The following is an 18,660-nucleotide window of genomic DNA, read 5'->3' as shown; positions in this document are numbered from 1 at the left end:
TTGATCGCATGTCAGTCCGTCCCCACCTCGCGGCGGTGTCGGCAATTGCCGCGGCCCTCATCGCCATCCCGACGTCCGTTCCAGCGACGATGGCGACGGCCGCCGAGCCAACTCACAGCGTGCGCGTCGACTTGGCGGCGTCGGTCCGCACGGTGTTCGCGACGCCTCCGAATCCGGAGCACTTCGCCGCGGCGGAGGCCGCCATCACCAGGATCGATCCCGCGGCCGGTGCCAGCCTGCTCGCTGCTCCAGTGCCGCTGAATGCGGCCTCGGACTGGATCGTCTCCAGCTATCAGTTCATCCAGTCGTGGGTCACCTACGGCGTGCAACTCGCCGACTATGCCCTGCAGTTCATCCCGTCCGGGTACCTGATCTCCGGGCAGATCAACATCGTCTACTACACCCTCATCGTCCCGATCTCGGACAGCATCGTCTATGGACTGCTCGTGCCCGTGGTGAACGATCCACTGAACCCGGCGTCCTACGTCAACGGACTGATCACCGTCGGCCAGACCACGGTCAATGCACTGATCAATACCGGGATCGCGGAGTTCAACTACTTCTTCGGCTGGCTGATCCCGCCGCTACCGCCGCTCCCGTTCGCTGCGGCTGCGGCTGCGGCGACGCTGCCCGACGAACCGGTCTCGGTGTTGGCGGCCGAGACCGATGTGCCGACGAGCAGCCCACCTGCGGAACGACTCCGATCGGCGGAGACCGCCGGAGTCGTCACCGAGGCATCCGCCGTTCCGGAGGCAACCGTCGCCGAGACGCCGACTACGTCGGAACCCGCCGAGCCCGCGGAGACGTCGACGTCGCAAGAACCCACCGAGACACCCAAACCCACCGAGACACCCAAACCCACGGAGACACCGAAACCCCCGACGACGACGTCGGCCGGCGGAGTGCAAGCCCAGGGCGAGGTCCGCGGCGGTACCGAGACCACCTCGCCCCCCTCGACCGCACCCTCGACGACGGCGACGACCACCGGCGGGTCGGACGAGGCAGTCAACGAGTCAGAGGTCGACGCGCCGACTGCTTCGCCGGAGCCGGCCGATACGGGTGCCGACGAGTCCAGCCCGTCCGCCGACGCGCCTTAGGCGTCAACCCTCGTCGTGGACCGCCACAACACGTAGGCCGGCGGCCCGCCACCGAGGACGACGAACACCAGCGGCGCCAACTGCATGACACCCGCTCCGCTGAGGACGATGTCGTCACCGGGCCCGCCGAGCGTCAATGCCAGCGCGGTCACCAGCCACGCCCACAGCGGCAGGGCCGCCAGCCGCGGCGTCGGCGCCCACTGCAAGGCAGCCCACACCAGCGCGGCGTTCACCAGACCGCTGAGGAGCCCGCTTATGGGCAGTGGAACCGCTCCGACGTAGAGGGGTAGCAGGAAGGCACCCGCGATCGCCGACAGAATGCCGTCGAGTGTCAGGACGGCAAGGACGGCGAACCGCTGCGAGCCGGGAGACCGTGCGGTCAGGTGGGGACGCTGTCGATCAGCCCGACCAATGAACCAACCACCCACTGGAGACTGTCCAAGCGGTCTTGCCAGTGCTGCAGGTTGGGATCCAGATCCGGGTCCATCGCCATCCCTTCCACGGGGCCGCTGAGTGATCGCAGCGTACCCCGTATCGCCATGGCCATCACAGGTTCACGCCGGCGAGGAGATCGGTTTCCCAGCCCCGGCCGTCCCGTTCTCCGGCCACCCCCTCGGCGAGGACGAAGTGTTCGCTGGCCGGAATCGGCAGCGCGATGAAATTGGACAGTGCGCAGGCACGGCCGCCCGGTTCCACGGTCACCTGTGTGGCGTGTGCCCGCAGGGCGGCGACCTTCGCGTCATGGCTCTCGGGTGCGTGCACGACGGCGTCGATGTCGGCATCGGCGTAGGCGAAGGGGACGTCGTCGGCCGACACCAGGGTCCAGTCGGCCGGGAGTGCCACCGCGGCCAGCTCGCGAAAACCGACCTCGAGCGCGCTGTGCGCCGTGACCGTCCAGTAGAACTTGGGCACCCGCCAGGGCTTACCGGGACGGGCGGGATCCGCCGAAGCTGCGACGGCGGCCGTCGTCACCTCGTGGGCGTGGACGTGGTCGGGATGCCCGTAACCCCCATTCGGGTCGTAGGTGACGACGACGTGGGGGCGCAGCTCGCGGATGATCGCGACGAGTGCGTCGACTGCCTCCCGCGGTTCGGCGTCGACGAATCTCTGTCGGTGTCGGCTGGCCGTGCCCGGCATGCCCGAGTCTCGCCAACGGCCGGCGCCGCCCAGGAAGATGGGCCCGTCGACGCCAAGATGCGCGAGGGCCGAGGACAACTCGCCGATGCGGTAGCCGCCGAGTTGGTCGGCCTCATCGACGGCCAACTGCGCAAAGCGCTCGCCGATGACCTCACCCTCCTCCCCGAGGGTGCAGGTGACGACGCGAACCGTGGCACCCCTGGCGACGTAGTGCGCGATGGTGGCACCGGTGGTCAACGTCTCGTCATCGGGATGCGCGTGGACGAACAACAGGCGTGGATTCTCCATGGGCACAAGATAGATTCACCCCGTGACGCGGCGCACCGTTGAGTACGGATGCGCGGTCGTCGTCATCGGACTCCTCGCCGGCGTGGCAGGCGCGGCCACCACACTCGTGCTGCACTGGGTCGAACACCTCGTCTACAACTACTCGTTCGGCACGCTGTTGAGCGGCGTCGGCCACAGCAGCCCGGTCCGGCGTGCCATTGGACCGATGATCGGCGGCGCGCTGGCCGGCTTCGGCTGGTGGCTGCTGCGGCGCCGCGGTGACGTGCCCAGCCTGACGGCGACGATTGCCGAGCACCGACCGATTCCCCGCTGGCGCATGTCGATCGACGCCGGATTGCAGGTGCTCCTCGTCGGCTCGGGCGCGTCACTGGGGCGGGAGGGCGCACCCCGCCAACTGGCCGCCGCGCTCGGTGACCTCGGGACCTCGCGGTGGTCGCTGACTCCGAGGGACCGCGAGATCCTGCTCGCCTGTGCGGCGGGAGCCGGCCTCGGCGCGGTCTACAGCGTCCCGCTGGGCGGCGCACTGTTCGCGGTCCGCATCGTGCTGGGCACCTGGCATCCCCGCGCAGTGGGCACGGCGCTGATCACCTCGAGCCTGGCGGTCGCGGTGTCCGCGCCTGTCACCCATCTCGAACATGCGCTGGTGTGGCCCGATCCGAACCTCTCGTATCTGTTCGTGTTCTTCGGGTGCGCCATCGCGCCGCTGGCGGTCGCGGTGGGGTTCGCCTTCGACAAGCTGATGTCGCTGGCGCGCCCCAAGCCGCAGATCCGGTCCTGGATGCTGATTCCCGCGGTCGCCCTCGCCGGCCTGGCCACCGGTGTCGGCTCGATCTGGTGGCCGGAGTTGCCCGGCAACGGCCGCAGCATCCTGACCGTCAGTGTCGATGCCGGGCTGACCCTCGGCGGCGCGGCGGTGATCCTCGTCCTCAAGCCGTTGCTCACCGCGCTGTTCCTGCGCTCAGGCGCCGTCGGCGGCATGATCACACCTGCCCTGGCTACCGGCGCCGCGGCGGGCTCGGTGGCCACCCTCCTACTGAACCACTTGGCGGGCACCGACTTTCAGGTCTCCGCGGTATCGCTCGCCTGCGCCGCGGGCGTGCTGGCCATCACCCAGCGCGCGCCCGCCTTCGCCGCGCTGTTCGTCTGGGAGCTCGCGCGACCGCCCCTGTGGTTGATCCTGGTGTTCGCCGCGGCAGCGTTCACCGCGCACGGCATCCGACTCCTCCGCGAGCACAACCCGACCAAGCGCTGACGCGCTAGGGGCCCTTCTTGACCCACTTGCCCGCATCGCCGACGATGCCGACGGGCACGGCTCCCGAGAGACTCACGTTCTGCACATTGGGACCCGCGGCGACGATGGTGGTGTCTTGGAGGATCGGGAGGACGGTGGCCATGTTCCACAGCCGCGGTTCGACCGCCGTGAGCACGTCTGCGATGGACTGGCTGCCGTCGAGCGCGGCCTCGATGTTCGGTTGGATGCTGCGGTCGCAGATACCGGTCAAGTTGCTGGGGGCCTGGACGAGCTGATCGGACTCCGACGGCGGCAGCGGTGACGGTGGCGTCGTCGCCGTGGGGGTGGTGCTCACCGTGGGCGGCTTGGATGGCGCCGCAGTCGTCGTTTCCGTTGTCGCCGTAGGGGTTTCACTGGACGGCGCCGTCGGCACCGGGGTCGCCTCGAGGGCCGTGCAGCCGAAGCGTGACGCCAGCGCCGTTGCCAGGTCACCCCCCGCCTGATGCCACCCGACGAGGGCGTCGACACGGTTCTGCGCGAGCGCGTCCCCGTACAGCGCCGGCGGATCGAGCGCGAGTACTGAGGCCGAGATGCCCACGCTGCGAAGCTGATCGGCGGCCGTGTTGGCCACGGCGACCGACGTCGGGTCGTTGGCGGCGACGCCGATCACGAACGTCAGCTGACTCCCGTCTCTGCTGATGCGGCCCCGGGTGGGCGGTGGTGAACCCGGTGTCGGCGGCGGCATCGCGCTGGTCGAGGACACCTCCTGCTCGACGGTGTAACCACTCGCCTTCAGCAGGTCCAGGGCCGCCTCCCGGGAGAGGGCGGGCGGCGACGTGGGTACGTAACCGGGGTCCGACGGCGATCGCACCTGCGCTTGCGCCAGGGTCACCGTGTTGTCGCTGCCCGCGCCGACCGCGGCGAGCAGATCGACGTCGAGCAACCCCAGGAGGGCCTTGCGCACTTGTGCGTCCTGCAGGTTCGGCTGTTGCGCGCGCAGGGTCACCTGCATCACCCTCGGCGTGACGATCCGCGCGGTGCGGACGTTCGGGATCGCCCCGAGTTGGACGAAGGCGGACTGCCCGCCGTGCACCTGGGCGACCTGCGTGTCGCCGTTGCGGATGGAGTCGGCGAGGACGGCGGGTGCCCCACCGCGTCGGAACAGGATCTGGTCGGGTTTGGCGGGTTCGCCCCAGTAGCGGTCGTTGCGCGCCAGGAGGATCTCGTCACGTTGCGGATCGATGTCGTCGACGCGGAACTGGCCACCGGTCACCGGCAGCGCCCGCAGGAGCCCGGCGGCGAACCCGCCCGGGACGTCCTTGACGATGTGGGCGGGCAGGATGTCGTTGAACAACTCCCGCCACGCCGGGTACGGCTGCGAGAAGGTCACCACCGCGGTCTTGCCGCCCTCGACCGATTGCACCCCGGTGATCAGGTCGTAGCCTGCGGGATCGACGACACCGGGCTGACTGACCATCTGCCGCCACAGATACCAGTAATCGTCCGCGGCGATCGGCGCGTTGTCCGTCCACTGCGCCTCTGGCCGGATCTTGTAGGTGACGGTGAACGGGTCCTCGCTCGTCACCTCCGCGGAGTCGAGCAGGGTCGGATCGAGTTCCCAGCGCGAGCCGGTCGCGGACGTCGGATCCGGGATCGGCCGGAACGAACTCGGCAGGACCAGCGACGAGATGGCGGCGTTCACCGGCGACTGATCCGACAGGAGATGGGGATTGAAACCGGGACCGATCGAGTCGATCGCCATGATGATCTGCGTTGCCTTCAGCGGTGGCGGGGGCGTGCTCACCGGGGTCTCGGTACTTTGCGGTGCAGGCGGTGGGCTGACCGTGCAACCCGCGAAGAGCAACACGGTGGAAGTCACTGCGCCGACGACGTAGCTGAGTCGTCGAAGATTCGTCGGCACACCTGTCAGGCTAACCGCAACGACGCGAGCCGTTCGACGACGCCGGGGCTCAGCCGCGGGTCTTGGCCCTTGCCTTGCTGCGCGCCCGCAGGCTGGCGTTCAGCTCGACCTTGCGCACCCGCACGATCTCCGGCGTGACCTCGACGCATTCATCCTCGGCGCAGAACTCCATGGCCAGCTCCAGGCCCATCTCCAGCGGCCGGGCCAGTGTCTCGAAGACGTCGGCCGTCGCGGACCGCATGTTGGTCAGCTTCTTCTCGCGCGTCGCGTTGATGTCGAGGTCCTCGGCGCGCGGGTTGATGCCGACGACTTGACCTTCGTAGGTCTCCTGACCCGGCTCGACGAAGAACTGGCCGCGATCCGACAGCTGGGTCATGGCGAACGGCGTGATCTTGCCGGTTCGGTCGGAGACCAGCGAACCCGTGTGCCGGGCCCTGATCTCGCCAGCCCACGGCCGGTAGCCGTCGAACACCGCGTTGGCGATGCCCGTGCCACGGGTCAGGGTCAGGAAGTCGGTGCGGAAGCCGATCAGTCCGCGGCTGGGCACGATGAAGTCCATCCGGACCCACCCGGCGGCGTGGTTGGCCATCTCCTCCATGCGTCCCTTGCGGGCGGCCATCAGCTGCGTGATGGCGCCGACGAACTCGTCGGGACAGTCGATGGTCATTGCCTCGAACGGCTCGTGCAGCTTGCCGTCGATGGTCCTGGTGACCACCTGCGGTTTGCCGACCGTCAGCTCGAAGCCCTCGCGGCGCATCTGTTCGACCAGCACGGCCAGCGCCAGCTCGCCTCGGCCCTGAACCTCCCACGCGTCGGGCCGGTCGATGTCGACGACCTTGATCGATACGTTGCCGACGAGTTCGGAGTCCAAGCGCGACTTGACCATTCGGGCGGTCAGTTTGTGGCCGGATACCTTGCCGGCGAGCGGTGAGGTGTTGGTGCCGATCGTCACCGAGATGGCCGGCTCGTCGACGGTGATACGCGGCAGCGCGTGCGCGTGCTCGGTGTCGGCCAGCGTGTCGCCGATCATGATCTCGGGCATGCCCGCGACGGCGACGATGTCGCCCGCGACGGCCTCGGTGGTGCTGGTGCGCTCGACGCCCTCGGTGACCAGCAGTTCGGTGATCTTGGAGTTGGTGATGACCGGGTGCCCGTCCACCTCGCGCATCCACGCCACCTGCTGGCCCTTGCGCAGCCGGCCCTTGTAGATGCGGACCAGTGCGAGCCTGCCGAGGAAGGCCGACGCGTCGAGGTTGGTCACCAGCGCCTGCAGTGGCGCCTCTGGATCGCCCTGCGGCGGCGGGATGTGCTCGAGCAGCACGTCGAAGAGCACGTCGAGATTCTCGCCGTCGGGGTTCTCACCGTTGGCCGGTTGGTTGGTGCTCGCGATGCCCGCGCGACCCGACGCGTACAGCGTCGGTAGTCCAAGCGCGAACTCGGCCGCCTTCTGCGCGTCCTCGTCCAGATCCGAAGCCACGTCGAGCAGCAGGTCGTGGCTCTCGGAGACCACTTCGGCGATGCGGGCGTCGGGGCGGTCGGTCTTGTTGACGCACAGGATCACCGGTAGGTGCGCCGTCAGCGCCTTGCGCAGAACGAAGCGGGTCTGCGGTAGCGGCCCCTCCGAGGCGTCCACCAGCAGCAGCACGCCGTCCACCATCGACAGACCGCGCTCCACCTCGCCGCCGAAGTCGGCGTGGCCAGGGGTGTCGATCACGTTGATGACGGTCATGCTGCCGTCGGGGTTCTTGCGATGCACGGCGGTGTTCTTCGCCAGGATCGTGATGCCCTTTTCCTTCTCCAGGTCACCGGAGTCCATCAGGCGTTCGACGGAGTCATCCCCGCGGTGGGTCAGCGCGCCGGACTGGCGCAGCATGGCGTCGACGAGGGTGGTCTTACCGTGGTCGACGTGAGCGACGATGGCGACATTGCGAAAATCGGGGAGAGCATCCACCCCCAGATTGTCGCAGCGTGAGTGGGCATTCGCGAAAACGAGCGTCGGCTCGTCGGTACTGAGGGGCGGAAGTGAAGGCGTCCGAGTTCGCTCGTCACTCAAAGCGAAGAAGACGTGCTGCGGGAGAAGACCACGCTCTGGACGCTGTCCGCTGGTGCTCCACGAGGTCGACGAGGCGGAGCTGTCCGGCCTGCGCGGCAAGCTGCTGGACAAGGTCGTCAAGCGGGCCAGAAAAGCCTGACTACCTCGGTGAACATCGGCGTAGGGTGGAGGAGTCCGTCGCTGGTTGGAGGTAACGACTATGACGGTTTTCGAAGTGGCGACAATTGCCCTGGTCATCGTCGTGGCCAGCGCCGCGACTGCGGCCATTTACCTTGGCCTGCTGAACTGGATGGGTGGTTACTACGTCGTGCGGTGTGCGGCATGTCACCACTTGACCGGGTCGTCGGTCAATAGCGCGCGGGGGTCGTGCCCCCACTGTCGGCACCCCACGCTGTTACACCCGGTGTATGCAGTCCGACATCGGGCGTCCGGGGTACGCGTCGTCGGCGACCACCTGAGGTATTGACACCGTGTGGCGAAAGGGTGTTGCACCGCAACCACTTTCGCTACACGGGTCGGCCAGAGCGCAGGACGGCGACGAGGTCCGGCAGCCAGCCGCGGTCGGCGGGCACCCAGGCGAGCGCGTCGAGCTCGTCGGCCGTCACCCAGCGCAACGCACGGTGGTCGCGCGGCCGTACGCTGCCGCCGATCCGAGTGACGAGGTACGCGCGCAACGTCATGGCCCCGGCCAGGGCGACGTCGGCCCCCAGCCGCTTCCCCACCGCAACGGCGACGCCGAGTTCCTCGTCGAGTTCGCGGACCAGTGCCTCGGCGTCACTCTCCCCCGCCGCCACCTTCCCGCCGGGCAGCTCCCACAGCCCCGCCAGTTCCGGGGGCCGTTCGCGTTGGGCCACGAGCAGGGTTGTGCCGGAGATCAGCGCGCCCGCGACGACGACCTGGTTCGGCACGCAGCGACGGTATACCGTCGAGTCATGGCTGTGTTGACCGACGACGAAGTGGATGCCGCACTGCCCGGGCTCGACGGCTGGGAACGTTCGGCCGGCGCCCTGCGGCGGTCGGTCGAGTTCCCCGCGTTCCTCGACGGCATCGACGCCGTCCGCCGCGTCGGTGAACACGCCGAGCGAGAGGACCATCACCCAGATATCGACATCCGTTGGCGGACAGTCACTTTCGCACTCGTCACGCATTCCGAGGGCGGAATCACCGACAAGGACGTGGCGATGGCGGGCGACATCAATCGGATCGTCGGCTGACCGCCGCGACATACGCCAGCGTCGCCAGCGTCGCCACGACGTAGAGCGAGCCGCCGACCAACGCGTACCAAGGTCTGTCGCCGTGGCTCGTGAACGTCACCACCCACGGTGGGCCGAGATACGCCAGCGCCACCCACGCCCAGCCGACGGCGCGCGTCCGCGTGCGCATCGACCCGAGCACCAGCCACATGGTTAGCGGCAACATCCACACCCAGTGGTGCGTCCAGCTGATCGGCGAGACGAGCAGCCCGAAGAGCATCACCACCACGATCCGACCAAGGGGATCTTCGGCGCCGATCCGCCACCATGCGGCCGCGCTCAGCAACGCCGTGACCCCGACCGCGACGATCACGAGCGGGCCGTATCCGGCGTCGTGCCCCGTCAACAATCCGATGACACCGCGTAGCGACTGGTTCATCGGCGACTCCACCACGCCCACCCGGTCGGCGTTGCCGAGCAGATCGGTGAAGTAGAACCGCGCCTGCGCGCCGCCGACCGCGATCGACGTCGCCACGGTGGCGGCGAACACCGCGGCGGAGAACGCGACCACCCGCCAGCGCCGGGCGCCGAGGAAGTACAGCCCCGCGACGGCGGGCGTCAGCTTGAGCCCCGCCGCCAGACCGACGAGCAGCCCGGAGAGCCACCACCGCTGGCTGTACACCGCCCACAGCACGGCGACCATCAACAACGCACCCACCTGGCCGAGTTCGAAGAGATGGCGGACCGGCTCGAACCAGATCGCCAGCGCGGTCCAGGCCAACGCCATACGGGCATCCGGCCTACCCAGCAGCTTGAGCGCGAGCACCGCCGAGCCGTACAGCGCCGCGACGATGCCCAGCTGCCAGCCCAGCGCGACGAGCGCAAACGGCAAGAAGTGCAGCGGGTAGAACACCAGGCCGGCGAACGGCGGATAGGTGAACTGCAACGGCAACGGCGGAATCACCGGGCGATAGACGAAGTCGTACAGGCCGCCACGGTCCATGGCGGCGGCGCCGTCGACGTAGACGTGGAGGTCGATGAAGTTGGTGCCGTTGGGCACCAGGTAGGTGATCCCGAATCGGAGGGCGAGGCACAGCGCGAGCAGATAGGGCGCGAGCACGGCGATGCGTGTCCGCGGCGGCGCGGCGCCGCCTGCGAGCGCGGCCTCGGATTGTCTGGCTATCCCACCGACTCTAGATAACCGGCCGCCGCGGAGGCCGTTTAGTCACCATCGGCCGTCGTGTCAGTAACGGTTGGATAAATGCCACACGTGTCACTTGAGTACCACCAGTAACTCCGTAGCTTCGGTTGAAGACGTGCCGACAACCGATTGGGAGAACCATGCGCTTCACCAGAAAAGCCCTTGCCACCAGCGTGATCGCCGCCGCGTGCACGGTTCCGGGCGCGCTGTTGCTCAGTGCCACCGCGTCGGCGGACCCCGTTCCCGTGCCAGCGCCGGCCATCCCGAACATGTCGGGCATCCCGTTCCTGAGCCAGCTCACGCCGGCCAACGCGCCCGCGATGCTGCAGGGCCTCGCGTCGGCATTCACGGGCGCGGCCGGTGCACCGGCCGCAACCCCCGCCACGGCACCGGCACCGGCTGCCACCGCCTCGGTCACGCTGCCGCAGGCGCCTGCCGCTGCGGCCGCCGCGCCCGCCGCAGCTCCGGCGGCGGCATCACCCGCCACGGGTCTCATCCCGACGGCGGACCTGAACATCCCGCAGGTGCCGGGCAACCCGCTGCCGCTGCCGCCCGAGCTCAGCTTCCCCGGTGATCTGGTGTCGCTGATGCCCGCCGGCACACCGTTGGCGAACCTGCTGCCGAAGGCACCGATCGCTGCGGCACCTGCCGTCGCTGCCGCCGCGCCCGTGGCCGCCGCGACCGCACCCGCCCTGCCCGCCGCAGCCAACCCGCTGGCCGGGTTGTCACCGCTGATGTTCCCCGTCGCCGCGCTGCCCTGATCGTCCGCCCAACCGGTCCCAGAACCTACTTATCACGGGGAGAGTCATGCCATCGAAGAGAACGCTGCTGATCGCACTCGGTGCGTCTGCCGCGCTGACGCTGGGCGCCCAACCGGTCGCCCATGCGGAGCCCGCGCCGCCGCTGCCCATGCCGATCACCGGCCTTCAGGCACCGGGGCTGCCCGCGATGGAGAGTCTGGGGCCGGCGATTCAACAGGCGGCTGGTGACCCGTCGAACGCCGCGTCGATGCTGATGGCCGCGGCGGCGGCGTTCGCGGGCAACGGCGCGGCGCCGTCGAATTCGAGGAACGTCGCGGCGGCGGTCAACCAATTCGTCGCCGATCCCCAGGTGGCGCACGTTCCCCCGGTGGGTGCGGTCCCCGGCGCCGAGGCGCACCTGCCGCTGGGGGTGGACCCGGCACATGCGGCCGGTCCGGCGGAGGCGGCGCCGCTAGCGGCCGTCGCACCCGCACCCGAGGCGGCGGTCCCGGCGCCCGACGTGGCCCCGGCACCGGACGCGATCCCGGCACCCGCACCGGAGGCCGCCCCCGCGGCAGCTGCCGTCCCCGGTCCGGACGGCGCGCCCGTGCCTGCCCCCGGCTTCGGCCCGGATGCTCCGACGACGCAGGACTTCATGTATCCGTCGATCAGCAACGGGTGCCTGGCGGACGGCGGAAACGTTCTGGCAACGGCGATTTCGGTCGCCGGACCCGCGTCGATCCCGAAGCCCGGCCCCGCGGCGGGTCAGACGGCCTACGTGTTCACGGCGATGGGTACACCGGGACCCGCCGCCGAGCAGAAGCTGCCGCTGAACGTCACCTGGGTCAACCTGACGACCGGCAAGTCCGGCACCGCCACGCTCAAGCCGCAGGCCGACATCAACCCCGCAGGCCCGACGACGCTGACCGTGATCGCCGACACCGGGTCGGGCAGCATCATGTCGACCATCTTCGGTCAGGTCACCACGACCGAGAAGCAGTGCCAGTTCATGCCGACGATCGGGTCGACCGTCGTCCCCTGACCCTCCTCTGTCGCGAAACCGCATTCCCTGTCGTCAACGCGTCCGCGTGACGACAGGGAATGCGGTTTCGGCGAGCAGCCGGGGTCAGTAGGCCATGAAGAGGATCATCTCCCGGTCGTATTCCCGGCCCGGATGCGCCTCGGAGAGATGCGCCTGAGCCTTCTCGACGAGGTCGTCCTCGTCGGTGCCGGTGATGGCCTCGCCGCAGGGACAGCTCAAGTGTGTTTTCGCCATGCCACACGATCCCACGAGGATGATGTCGGCATGGAGTTGTACGACGTTATGCGCACGACCGGGGCCGTCCGGCAGTTCACCGGCGACCCGCTTCCCGACGACGTGCTCGGACGCATCCTGGACAACGCCCGCTTCGCCCCCAGCGGTGGCAACCGCCAGGGGGTGCGGGTGATCGCCGTGCGCGACATGCCGACTCGCGAGCGTCTCGCCGAGCTATCCCGACCCGGCGCACAGAGGTACACCGCCCAGATCGTCAACGGTGAGGCGCCATGGAATCCGTTGCACCCCTGCGGCGTCGACGATGCGACGATCGAGGCCACCGAGGTGCCGCGCGGCGGGGCGGGCACGCTGCTGGACTCCGATGTGGTGCTGGTCGTCTGCGTCGACCTCGGCGTGGTGGCGGCCGTGGATCAGGACCTCGACCGCATCGGCGTCATCAGCGGCGCGTCGGTCTACCCCTTCGTCTGGAACGTGCTGCTCGCCGCCCGCAACGAGGGGTACGGCGGCGTGTTGACGACGATGGTCGTGGCGCAGGAACCCTTGGTGAGGGAACTCCTGGGCATCCCCGACGACTACGCCGTTGCTGCGCTGCTGCCGCTGGGCAAGCCCGAGCACCAGGTCCGCAGGCTCACCCGACGCGCCGTCACGGAATTCGTCACCCGCGAGCGCTTCGACGGCGACCCGTTCTAGGCCTTCACCTTCGCCTTGGCCTTGGCCACCTTCTTGTAGGACCGCACCTCGTCCAGCGATCCCTGATCGACGACGTCGGCGACCGACATGTGCACGCCCGATTTGCCGTAGTCGCCCGCGGCCTCACGCCAGCCCTCCGGCGTCACGCCGTACTGCTTGCCGAGGAGCGCCAGGAAGATCTTCGCCTTCTGTTCACCGAAGCCGGGCAGCGCCTTGAGCCGCCCCAGCACCTCGGCGCCGTCGGGGTCACCGGCGGTCCAGACGGCGACGACGTCACCGCCGTACTCGTCGACGACGGCTTGCGCCAACGCCTGCAGCCGCTTGGCCATCGAGCCCGGAAAGCGGTGCACTGCAGGCTTTTCGGAGAACAGCCGGACGAACTCATCGGGGTCGTAGTCGGCGATCTCGCGGGCATCGACACTACCGAGGCGCTCGGCGAGCTTCTGGGGTCCGGCGAAGGCAACCTCCATCGGGATCTGCTGATCCAGCATCATGCCGACGAGGAGCGCGAAGGGGTTGGACTCCAAAAGTTCGTCGGCGGCCGGATCTTGCACGAGCTGCAGTTTCGCCATGGCGCCAGTCTATGTTCGGGCGTTTCGTCGCGCGGCGGACCGGGCAACCCCCCAACCATGTCGCTGCGCGTCGCCGTCACCGGCCCCACCGGGGAGATCGGCATCTCGACCATCGCGGCGCTGGAGGCACATCGGGACGTGGGCGAGATCGTCGGCATGGCCCGACGTCCCTTCGATCCTGCCGAGCACCACTGGTCCAAGACGGTGTACCGCCAGGGCGACATCCTCGACCGCAACGCCGTCGACGAGCTGGTGGCCGACGCCGACGTCGTCATCCATCTCGCCTTCATCATCATGGGCTCGCGGGAGGAGAGTGCGCGGGTCAACCTGGCCGGCACGCGCAACGTCTTCGAGGCGACCGTCGCCGCCGAACGCCCACGGCGTTTGGTGTACACGTCCTCGGTGGCGGCGTACGGCTACCACCGGGACAACCCGGTTCCGATCACCGAGGACGTGCCGCCGCGCGGGTCGCCCGAGCACTACTACAGCGAGCAGAAGGCGGCGTGCGAGGCGACTCTGGCCGAGGTCACGGCCGGCTCGCCGCTCGAGGTGTACGTGCTGCGACCGTGCATCGTCGCCGGACCGAAGGCCCCCGCCATGGCCGATGCGATGCCGTGGAACCAGCTTCCCGGCCCGGTCCGCCGGATCGCCACGGCGCTGCCCTTGCTGAAACCACCCTTCCCGGATCCGGGCACACCCCTGCAGCTGGTCCACCACGACGACGTCGCCTCGGCCATCGCGTTGGCCGCGACCACCACGACCGCCCCGCCGGGCGCCTACAACATCGCCGGTGACGGTCTGCTGTCGATGTCCGAGGTCGGCGAGGCGCTCGGTGCGCGCCCGGTGAAGGTGCCCCACCTCGCGGCGGTGGCCACCTCTGAGCTCATTGCGCGGCTGCCGTTCGTCCCGTCGGCACTGGAGTGGCTGCACGCCGGCCGCGCCTCGGTCGTCATGGACACCACCAAGGCCAGAGACGAGCTCGGCTGGCGGCCGAAGTATTCGGCCGCCGAGACGCTTTCGGCCCTGGCCAGCACCATTCACTAGACGGCCGTAGCAGCCCCGACGCCCCGGGTGCGCGGTCTAGGGTACGAACATGCCTGCCCAGATCGCGATCGCACTGGCGGCAGCACTGATCCTGGCCACCGCCGCCGCCGTCATCGCGGTGCGCACCCGGCGTGTGGTCACCACCCCCACCGAACGGGCCGTGCACGCCGCCCTCCACACCGCCTCACTCGCCGCGCAGGCGTTGCGACACGGCCTGGACGCCGACTCCGCGCAGCGTGCCGCGCCGGTGCTGAGGGAGCTCACCGGGGCCGACGCCGTCGTGGTCTACGACGCGTCCGGCGAGCAGCTCGCACATGACCCGTCCGACCGGGCGACGTGGACGAACGACGCGCTTGCGGCCGCCGAAACCGCTGCCGCGGAAGCACTCACCGGCCAGCGCCGGATCTTGTCGAGCCACCGCGCCGGGGCGATGGTCGCTCAACCGCTGGTGAGCGATGACGGCGATTCGCTCGGTGTGCTCGTCGCAGTGACGTCGCGCCAGCCGGGACCCGGGATGCTCGGGGCGATCGGCGAGGTGGCGAGCTACGCGGCCAGCCAGCTCGAGCTCGCGGACCTCGACGCGTCGCGCGCGCGGCTGGACCGGGCCGAGGTGCTGGCCCTGCGCGCCCAGATCAGTCCGCACTTCATCTACAACGCGCTCAACACGATCGCGTCGTTCGTGCGGACCGATCCCAGCCGAGCCCGCGAGCTGATCCTCGAGTTCGCCGACTTCACCCGCTACTCGTTTCGCGCGGCGGGCCAGTACACGACGCTGTCGGAGGAACTTCGCAACATCGACCGCTACCTGACGCTGGAACGCGCCCGCTTCGGGGAGTCGCTGGCGGTCCGGCTCCAGGTCGCCCCCGAGATGCTGGCGGTCGTCGTTCCATTCCTCGCCTTGCAACCGTTGGTGGAGAACGCAGTACGGCACGGTCTGGCCGACCGCGGCGGCGGCACCGTCGAGATCATCGCGCGCGATGACGGCACCGACTGCGTCATCACGGTCGAGGACGACGGGGTCGGGATGGACCCCGAGGCGCTGCGCTCGGGCCCGGCCGACGCACTGGCTGACGGAACGCCCGACACCGGAGGCCATTCCGCGCACGTGGGCCTGACCAATGTGGACCATCGCCTGCGCGCAGCATTCGGCAACGATTACGGTTTGATCGTCGAGACAGCCGAGGGCGCGGGAACCAAGGTCATCATGCGGGTCCCGAAGTTCGCCTCGGGCGTCCGGGCCGGCGGAGGTGCGATGCGGTGAGCAGGAGACTCAGCGTGCTCGCGGTCGACGACGAGGCACCCGCGCTCGACGAGCTGGTGTACCTCCTCGGCGAGCATCCCGACATCGCGGAGGTCTTCCGCGCCGGCGATGCGACGTCGGCGCTACGGGAAATGAACCAGCGCACCATCGATGCGGTCTTCCTCGACGTCAACATGCCCGGTCTGAGCGGTCTGGAACTCGCCGGCGTGCTCGCCAACTTCTCCTACCGCCCCGCCGTGGTCTTCGTGACGGCCCACGACGACAAGGCCGTCGAGGCGTTCGACGTCGGCGCGGTGGACTACCTGCTCAAGCCCATCCGTCAGAGCCGGCTCGACGAGGCCGTCCGCAGGGTGCTCGCCGCACCGACGGACGCGTCGCGGGACGAGGCAGGTGCCGGAGGTGACGATGACGTCATCCCCGCCGAACTCGGCGGTATCACCCACCTCGTCCCCCGCGACACCATCGGTTGGGTCGAGGCCGAGGGCGACTACGCGCGACTGCATTCCAGCTCAGGGGCACACCTGGTGAGGATCCCGCTGAGCACTCTCGAATCTCGTTGGCGGGAAAGAGGTTTCCAACGCATCCACCGATCCTATCTAGTGGCGCTGCGGCTGGTCGTCGGGGTGCGCACGACGGACGGCGCGGTGCTGGTGCGCCTGCGTGCGAACGGCGCGTCACCCGCGGTGGAGCTGCCGGTGAGCCGACGGCAGGCCCGCGAGCTCCGCGATCGGGTGATCAGGGAACCGATGCGAAATCTGCGGCCGGCCGATCCGGACGGTAGGAGCGCAGCGACTGGAGAGGCAGGCGCTCGTGACTAGACCGCAGCGCCAACGCGTGGTCCTCGCCGATCGCCGGGGCGCGCGGGTCATCCGAACCCGGGTCGAGGTGCAGGAGCAGACGCAGGTCGGCGACGCGCTGGTGCGCGGGTTGATGCGAGCTCAACTCGGCCTGGCCCTACGACTGGCGGTGGTGGCCGTGTGCGCGGTGGCGGTCATCCCCCTGCTGATGGGAGCGTTCCCCCAGATCGCCGACGTCGAGGTGTTCGGCATCCGGCTGAACTGGCTGATCCTGTCCGTACTCGTCTACCCGGTGCTGTACGGCGTAGGGCGGCTCTACGTGCGGCTGGCCGAACAGAGTGAGCGCGACTTCGTCCGCGTCGTCGACGGCGAACCGTGACGGCCGCACCGTTGACGGCGGCGGCCCTCCTCGCGGCGGCACTCGCCACCATCGGCATCGGCGTCTACGGAATCCGCCTGTCCCGCACCACGTCCGACTTCCTGGTCGCGTCGCGCAGCATCGGCCCGCAGTGGAATGCCGCCGCCATCTCCGGCGAATACCTCTCGGCAGCATCCTTTCTCGGCGTTGCAGGACTCATCGCCAAATACGGTGCCGACGCGCTGTGGTACCCGGTGGGCTTCACGGCCGGATACCTCGGACTGTTGTTGTTCGTCGCCGCGCCGCTGCGCCGCTCCGGTGCTTACACGGTTCCCGACTTCGCCGAGTTCCGACTGGGTTCGGCGCGGATGCGCAGGGTGGCGATGCTGGTCGTGGTGGTGGTCTGCACGTTCTACCTGGTCCCGCAATATCAGGGCGCCGGGCTGGCGCTGAAGACACTGCTCGGCCTGCCGGTGTGGGTCGGCCCGGTCGCCGTCGGCGCCATCGTGATCGTCAACGTCGTCGGCGGCGGCATGCGGTCCATCACGTTCGTGCAGGCGTTCCAGTACTGGCTGAAGCTGACGGCGATCGCGGTCCCCGCACTCGCCCTGCTCGCCCTGTTCGTGCACGGCGGCAACGATCTGGCCGGGCCGTTGCCGCCGGTCGTCCAGCACCACACCACCGTGACCATCGAGACCGACGTCGTCGTCCAGGTCGCCGAACCGGGAGGCATCCAAGTAACCGGCGACGTCGACGGCAGCCAGTTCTCCGGCGCGCCGTTCCCGGCCCCTGGCCGCTACACGCTGGCCCGCGGAACGACGCTCGACCTTGCCGCCGGCGCGGCCACACCGGTCGTCGCGGGCGCACCGACCTCGGGTGACGACTGGCTCTCCTCAGGTCGGGGCCTGGGCGGCAATCACCCTCTCTATCAAGTCATCTCGATCATCATCGCCACGTTCCTCGGCACCATGGGACTGCCTCACGTGCTGGTGCGCTTCTACACCAACCCCGACGGCACCGCGGCCAGGCGCACCGCGCTGGCGGTGATCGCCCTGCTGTCGCTGTTCTACCTCTTCCCCACGCTGATGGGCGTCTTCGCCCGACAGTTCGTGCCGCAACTCCTCATCACCGGCACCGCCGACGCGGCCGTGCTCCTTCTGCCCAGCGCGGCGATCGGCGGCAACGTCGGTGCGGCGCTGGCGGCCCTGGTCGCGGCGGGCGCCATCGCGGCGTTCCTCGCGACGTCGTCCGGACTGCTCGTCAGCATCGCCGGAGCGTTGTCGACCGACGTACTACGCGGCCGCGTCCGCGACTTCCGGGTCGCGGCGCTGATCGGCGGCACGGTGCCCATTCCGCTGGCGCTGCTCGCCTCGTCGCTGGAGCTCTCCCGCAGCGTCGGCCTCGCCTTCGCGGTGGCCGCCTCCACCCTCTGTCCGCTACTGGTGCTGGGCATCTGGTGGCGCGGCCTGACGAGCGTCGGCGCCGCCAGCGGAATGGCCGTCGGCGGCCTGGCGTCCGGGGTGGCGACGACGTTGGCGATCACCGGGGGGCTTGACGAGCGGGTGCTCGGCGGCTGGCCCGCGGCCGTCGTGGGCTATCCCGCCGCGGTCTCCGTTCCTCTCGCATTCGTCGTGATGGTGGTGGTCAGCAGGCTGACCCGCTCGTCCACACCGCCCGACGTGGCGCGGATCTTCGCCCGGATGCACGTTCCGGAGCGTCTCGGCATGGGCATCGAGCGGCTCCCGCACGGCTGACCTCGGAAACCGTTCGTCGTCACCCGCGAACCGCTCACCGCACGACG

19 protein-coding genes are annotated in these 18,660 nt (G+C 69.4%); 11 read left to right on the top strand and 8 right to left on the bottom strand.

The window, feature by feature from the left end; all coding sequences use genetic code 11:
- The first annotated feature begins 8 nt into the window (after positions 1-8).
- Positions 9-1,097, top strand: coding sequence for a hypothetical protein (locus QUE68_RS06700; RefSeq protein WP_284233244.1), 1,089 nt, complete (start codon positions 9-11; stop codon positions 1,095-1,097).
- Here QUE68_RS06700 and QUE68_RS06695 read toward each other — a convergent pair.
- Complete coding sequence (locus tag QUE68_RS06695; protein ID WP_284234689.1) at positions 1,094-1,510, bottom strand: hypothetical protein; 417 nt, start codon at positions 1,508-1,510, stop codon at positions 1,094-1,096. The genes QUE68_RS06700 and QUE68_RS06695 overlap by 4 nt on opposite strands.
- Before the next feature lie 133 nt (positions 1,511-1,643).
- Entirely contained in the window at positions 1,644-2,522 is an 879-nt protein-coding gene (gene mshB, locus QUE68_RS06690) for an N-acetyl-1-D-myo-inositol-2-amino-2-deoxy-alpha-D-glucopyranoside deacetylase (protein ID WP_284233242.1), read from the bottom strand.
- A 22-nt stretch (positions 2,523-2,544) separates the two neighbouring features.
- Between mshB and QUE68_RS06685 the strand changes: the two genes are divergently transcribed.
- The gene (locus QUE68_RS06685; protein ID WP_284225182.1) at positions 2,545-3,774 is read left to right on the top strand and encodes a chloride channel protein; all 1,230 of its coding nucleotides are present in this window, start codon (positions 2,545-2,547) and stop codon (positions 3,772-3,774) included.
- Between the two features lie 4 nt (positions 3,775-3,778).
- Here QUE68_RS06685 and QUE68_RS06680 read toward each other — a convergent pair whose 3' ends face one another.
- The 3 genes from QUE68_RS06680 to QUE68_RS06660 form a co-directional block, all read right to left on the bottom strand.
- Positions 3,779-5,674 carry an ABC transporter family substrate-binding protein gene (locus QUE68_RS06680; protein ID WP_455012916.1) on the bottom strand — a complete coding sequence of 632 codons (1,896 nt, stop codon included), beginning with the start codon at positions 5,672-5,674 and terminating at the stop codon, positions 3,779-3,781.
- Between the two features lie 49 nt (positions 5,675-5,723).
- On the bottom strand, positions 5,724-7,625 hold the full coding sequence (typA, locus tag QUE68_RS06675; RefSeq protein ID WP_284233240.1) for a translational GTPase TypA: 1,902 nt from the start codon (positions 7,623-7,625) through the stop codon (positions 5,724-5,726).
- Between the two features lie 608 nt (positions 7,626-8,233).
- Entirely contained in the window at positions 8,234-8,635 is a 402-nt protein-coding gene (locus tag QUE68_RS06660; RefSeq protein ID WP_284225178.1) for a (deoxy)nucleoside triphosphate pyrophosphohydrolase, read from the bottom strand.
- A gap of 24 nt (positions 8,636-8,659) precedes the next feature.
- On the opposite strand from QUE68_RS06660, the gene QUE68_RS06655 reads away from it, so the two are divergent.
- Positions 8,660-8,941 carry a 4a-hydroxytetrahydrobiopterin dehydratase gene (locus tag QUE68_RS06655; RefSeq protein ID WP_284225177.1) on the top strand — a complete coding sequence of 94 codons (282 nt, stop codon included), beginning with the start codon at positions 8,660-8,662 and terminating at the stop codon, positions 8,939-8,941.
- Here QUE68_RS06655 and QUE68_RS06650 read toward each other — a convergent pair.
- Complete coding sequence (locus QUE68_RS06650) at positions 8,922-10,103, bottom strand: mannosyltransferase (protein ID WP_454786344.1); 1,182 nt, start codon at positions 10,101-10,103, stop codon at positions 8,922-8,924. The two genes, QUE68_RS06655 and QUE68_RS06650, sit on opposite strands and share 20 nt — an antisense overlap.
- 158 nt (positions 10,104-10,261) lie before the next feature.
- Between QUE68_RS06650 and QUE68_RS06645 the strand changes: the two genes are divergently transcribed.
- Complete coding sequence (locus tag QUE68_RS06645) at positions 10,262-10,882, top strand: hypothetical protein (RefSeq protein WP_284225175.1); 621 nt, start codon at positions 10,262-10,264, stop codon at positions 10,880-10,882.
- Between the two features lie 46 nt (positions 10,883-10,928).
- Positions 10,929-11,903 (top strand): Rv1157c family protein, encoded by a 975-nt coding sequence (locus tag QUE68_RS06640; protein WP_284225174.1) that lies wholly within the window; start codon positions 10,929-10,931, stop codon positions 11,901-11,903.
- Between the two features lie 84 nt (positions 11,904-11,987).
- Here QUE68_RS06640 and QUE68_RS06635 read toward each other — a convergent pair whose 3' ends face one another.
- Positions 11,988-12,137 carry a DUF1059 domain-containing protein gene (locus QUE68_RS06635; protein ID WP_284225173.1) on the bottom strand — a complete coding sequence of 50 codons (150 nt, stop codon included), beginning with the start codon at positions 12,135-12,137 and terminating at the stop codon, positions 11,988-11,990.
- A 30-nt stretch (positions 12,138-12,167) separates the two neighbouring features.
- Between QUE68_RS06635 and QUE68_RS06630 the strand changes: the two genes are divergently transcribed.
- Positions 12,168-12,827, top strand: a complete 660-nt coding sequence (locus QUE68_RS06630; protein ID WP_284233238.1) for a nitroreductase family protein — start codon at positions 12,168-12,170, stop codon at positions 12,825-12,827.
- Here the strand turns inward: QUE68_RS06630 and QUE68_RS06625 are convergent.
- Positions 12,824-13,399, bottom strand: a complete 576-nt coding sequence (locus QUE68_RS06625; RefSeq protein ID WP_284233236.1) for an HhH-GPD-type base excision DNA repair protein — start codon at positions 13,397-13,399, stop codon at positions 12,824-12,826. The two genes, QUE68_RS06630 and QUE68_RS06625, sit on opposite strands and share 4 nt — an antisense overlap.
- Before the next feature lie 57 nt (positions 13,400-13,456).
- On the opposite strand from QUE68_RS06625, the gene QUE68_RS06620 reads away from it, so the two are divergent.
- From QUE68_RS06620 to QUE68_RS06600, 5 genes are read left to right on the top strand one after another with little or no spacing between them, the layout of a single operon-like run.
- Complete coding sequence (locus QUE68_RS06620; protein ID WP_284225168.1) at positions 13,457-14,443, top strand: NAD-dependent epimerase/dehydratase family protein; 987 nt, start codon at positions 13,457-13,459, stop codon at positions 14,441-14,443.
- Positions 14,444-14,492: 49 nt separating this feature from the next.
- A complete protein-coding gene (locus QUE68_RS06615) occupies positions 14,493-15,704 on the top strand; it encodes a sensor histidine kinase (RefSeq protein WP_284225166.1) in 1,212 nt (403 codons plus the stop codon).
- Positions 15,701-16,522 (top strand): LytR/AlgR family response regulator transcription factor, encoded by an 822-nt coding sequence (locus QUE68_RS06610; protein ID WP_284225164.1) that lies wholly within the window; start codon positions 15,701-15,703, stop codon positions 16,520-16,522. The genes QUE68_RS06615 and QUE68_RS06610 overlap by 4 nt, the downstream gene beginning before the upstream one ends.
- Positions 16,515-16,880, top strand: a complete 366-nt coding sequence (locus QUE68_RS06605; RefSeq protein ID WP_284225163.1) for a hypothetical protein — start codon at positions 16,515-16,517, stop codon at positions 16,878-16,880. Before QUE68_RS06610 ends, QUE68_RS06605 begins: the two co-directional genes overlap by 8 nt.
- Entirely contained in the window at positions 16,877-18,613 is a 1,737-nt protein-coding gene (locus QUE68_RS06600; RefSeq protein ID WP_284225162.1) for a sodium/solute symporter, read from the top strand. The genes QUE68_RS06605 and QUE68_RS06600 overlap by 4 nt, the downstream gene beginning before the upstream one ends.
- The last annotated feature ends 47 nt before the right edge of the window (positions 18,614-18,660 follow it).

Origin of the sequence: Mycolicibacterium sp. TUM20985, assembly GCF_030295745.1 — a bacterium.
Lineage (GTDB): Bacteria > Actinomycetota > Actinomycetes > Mycobacteriales > Mycobacteriaceae > Mycobacterium.
The sequence above is the reverse complement of the archived record's forward strand: the minus strand, read 5'-3'. Positions and strand labels throughout refer to the sequence as shown.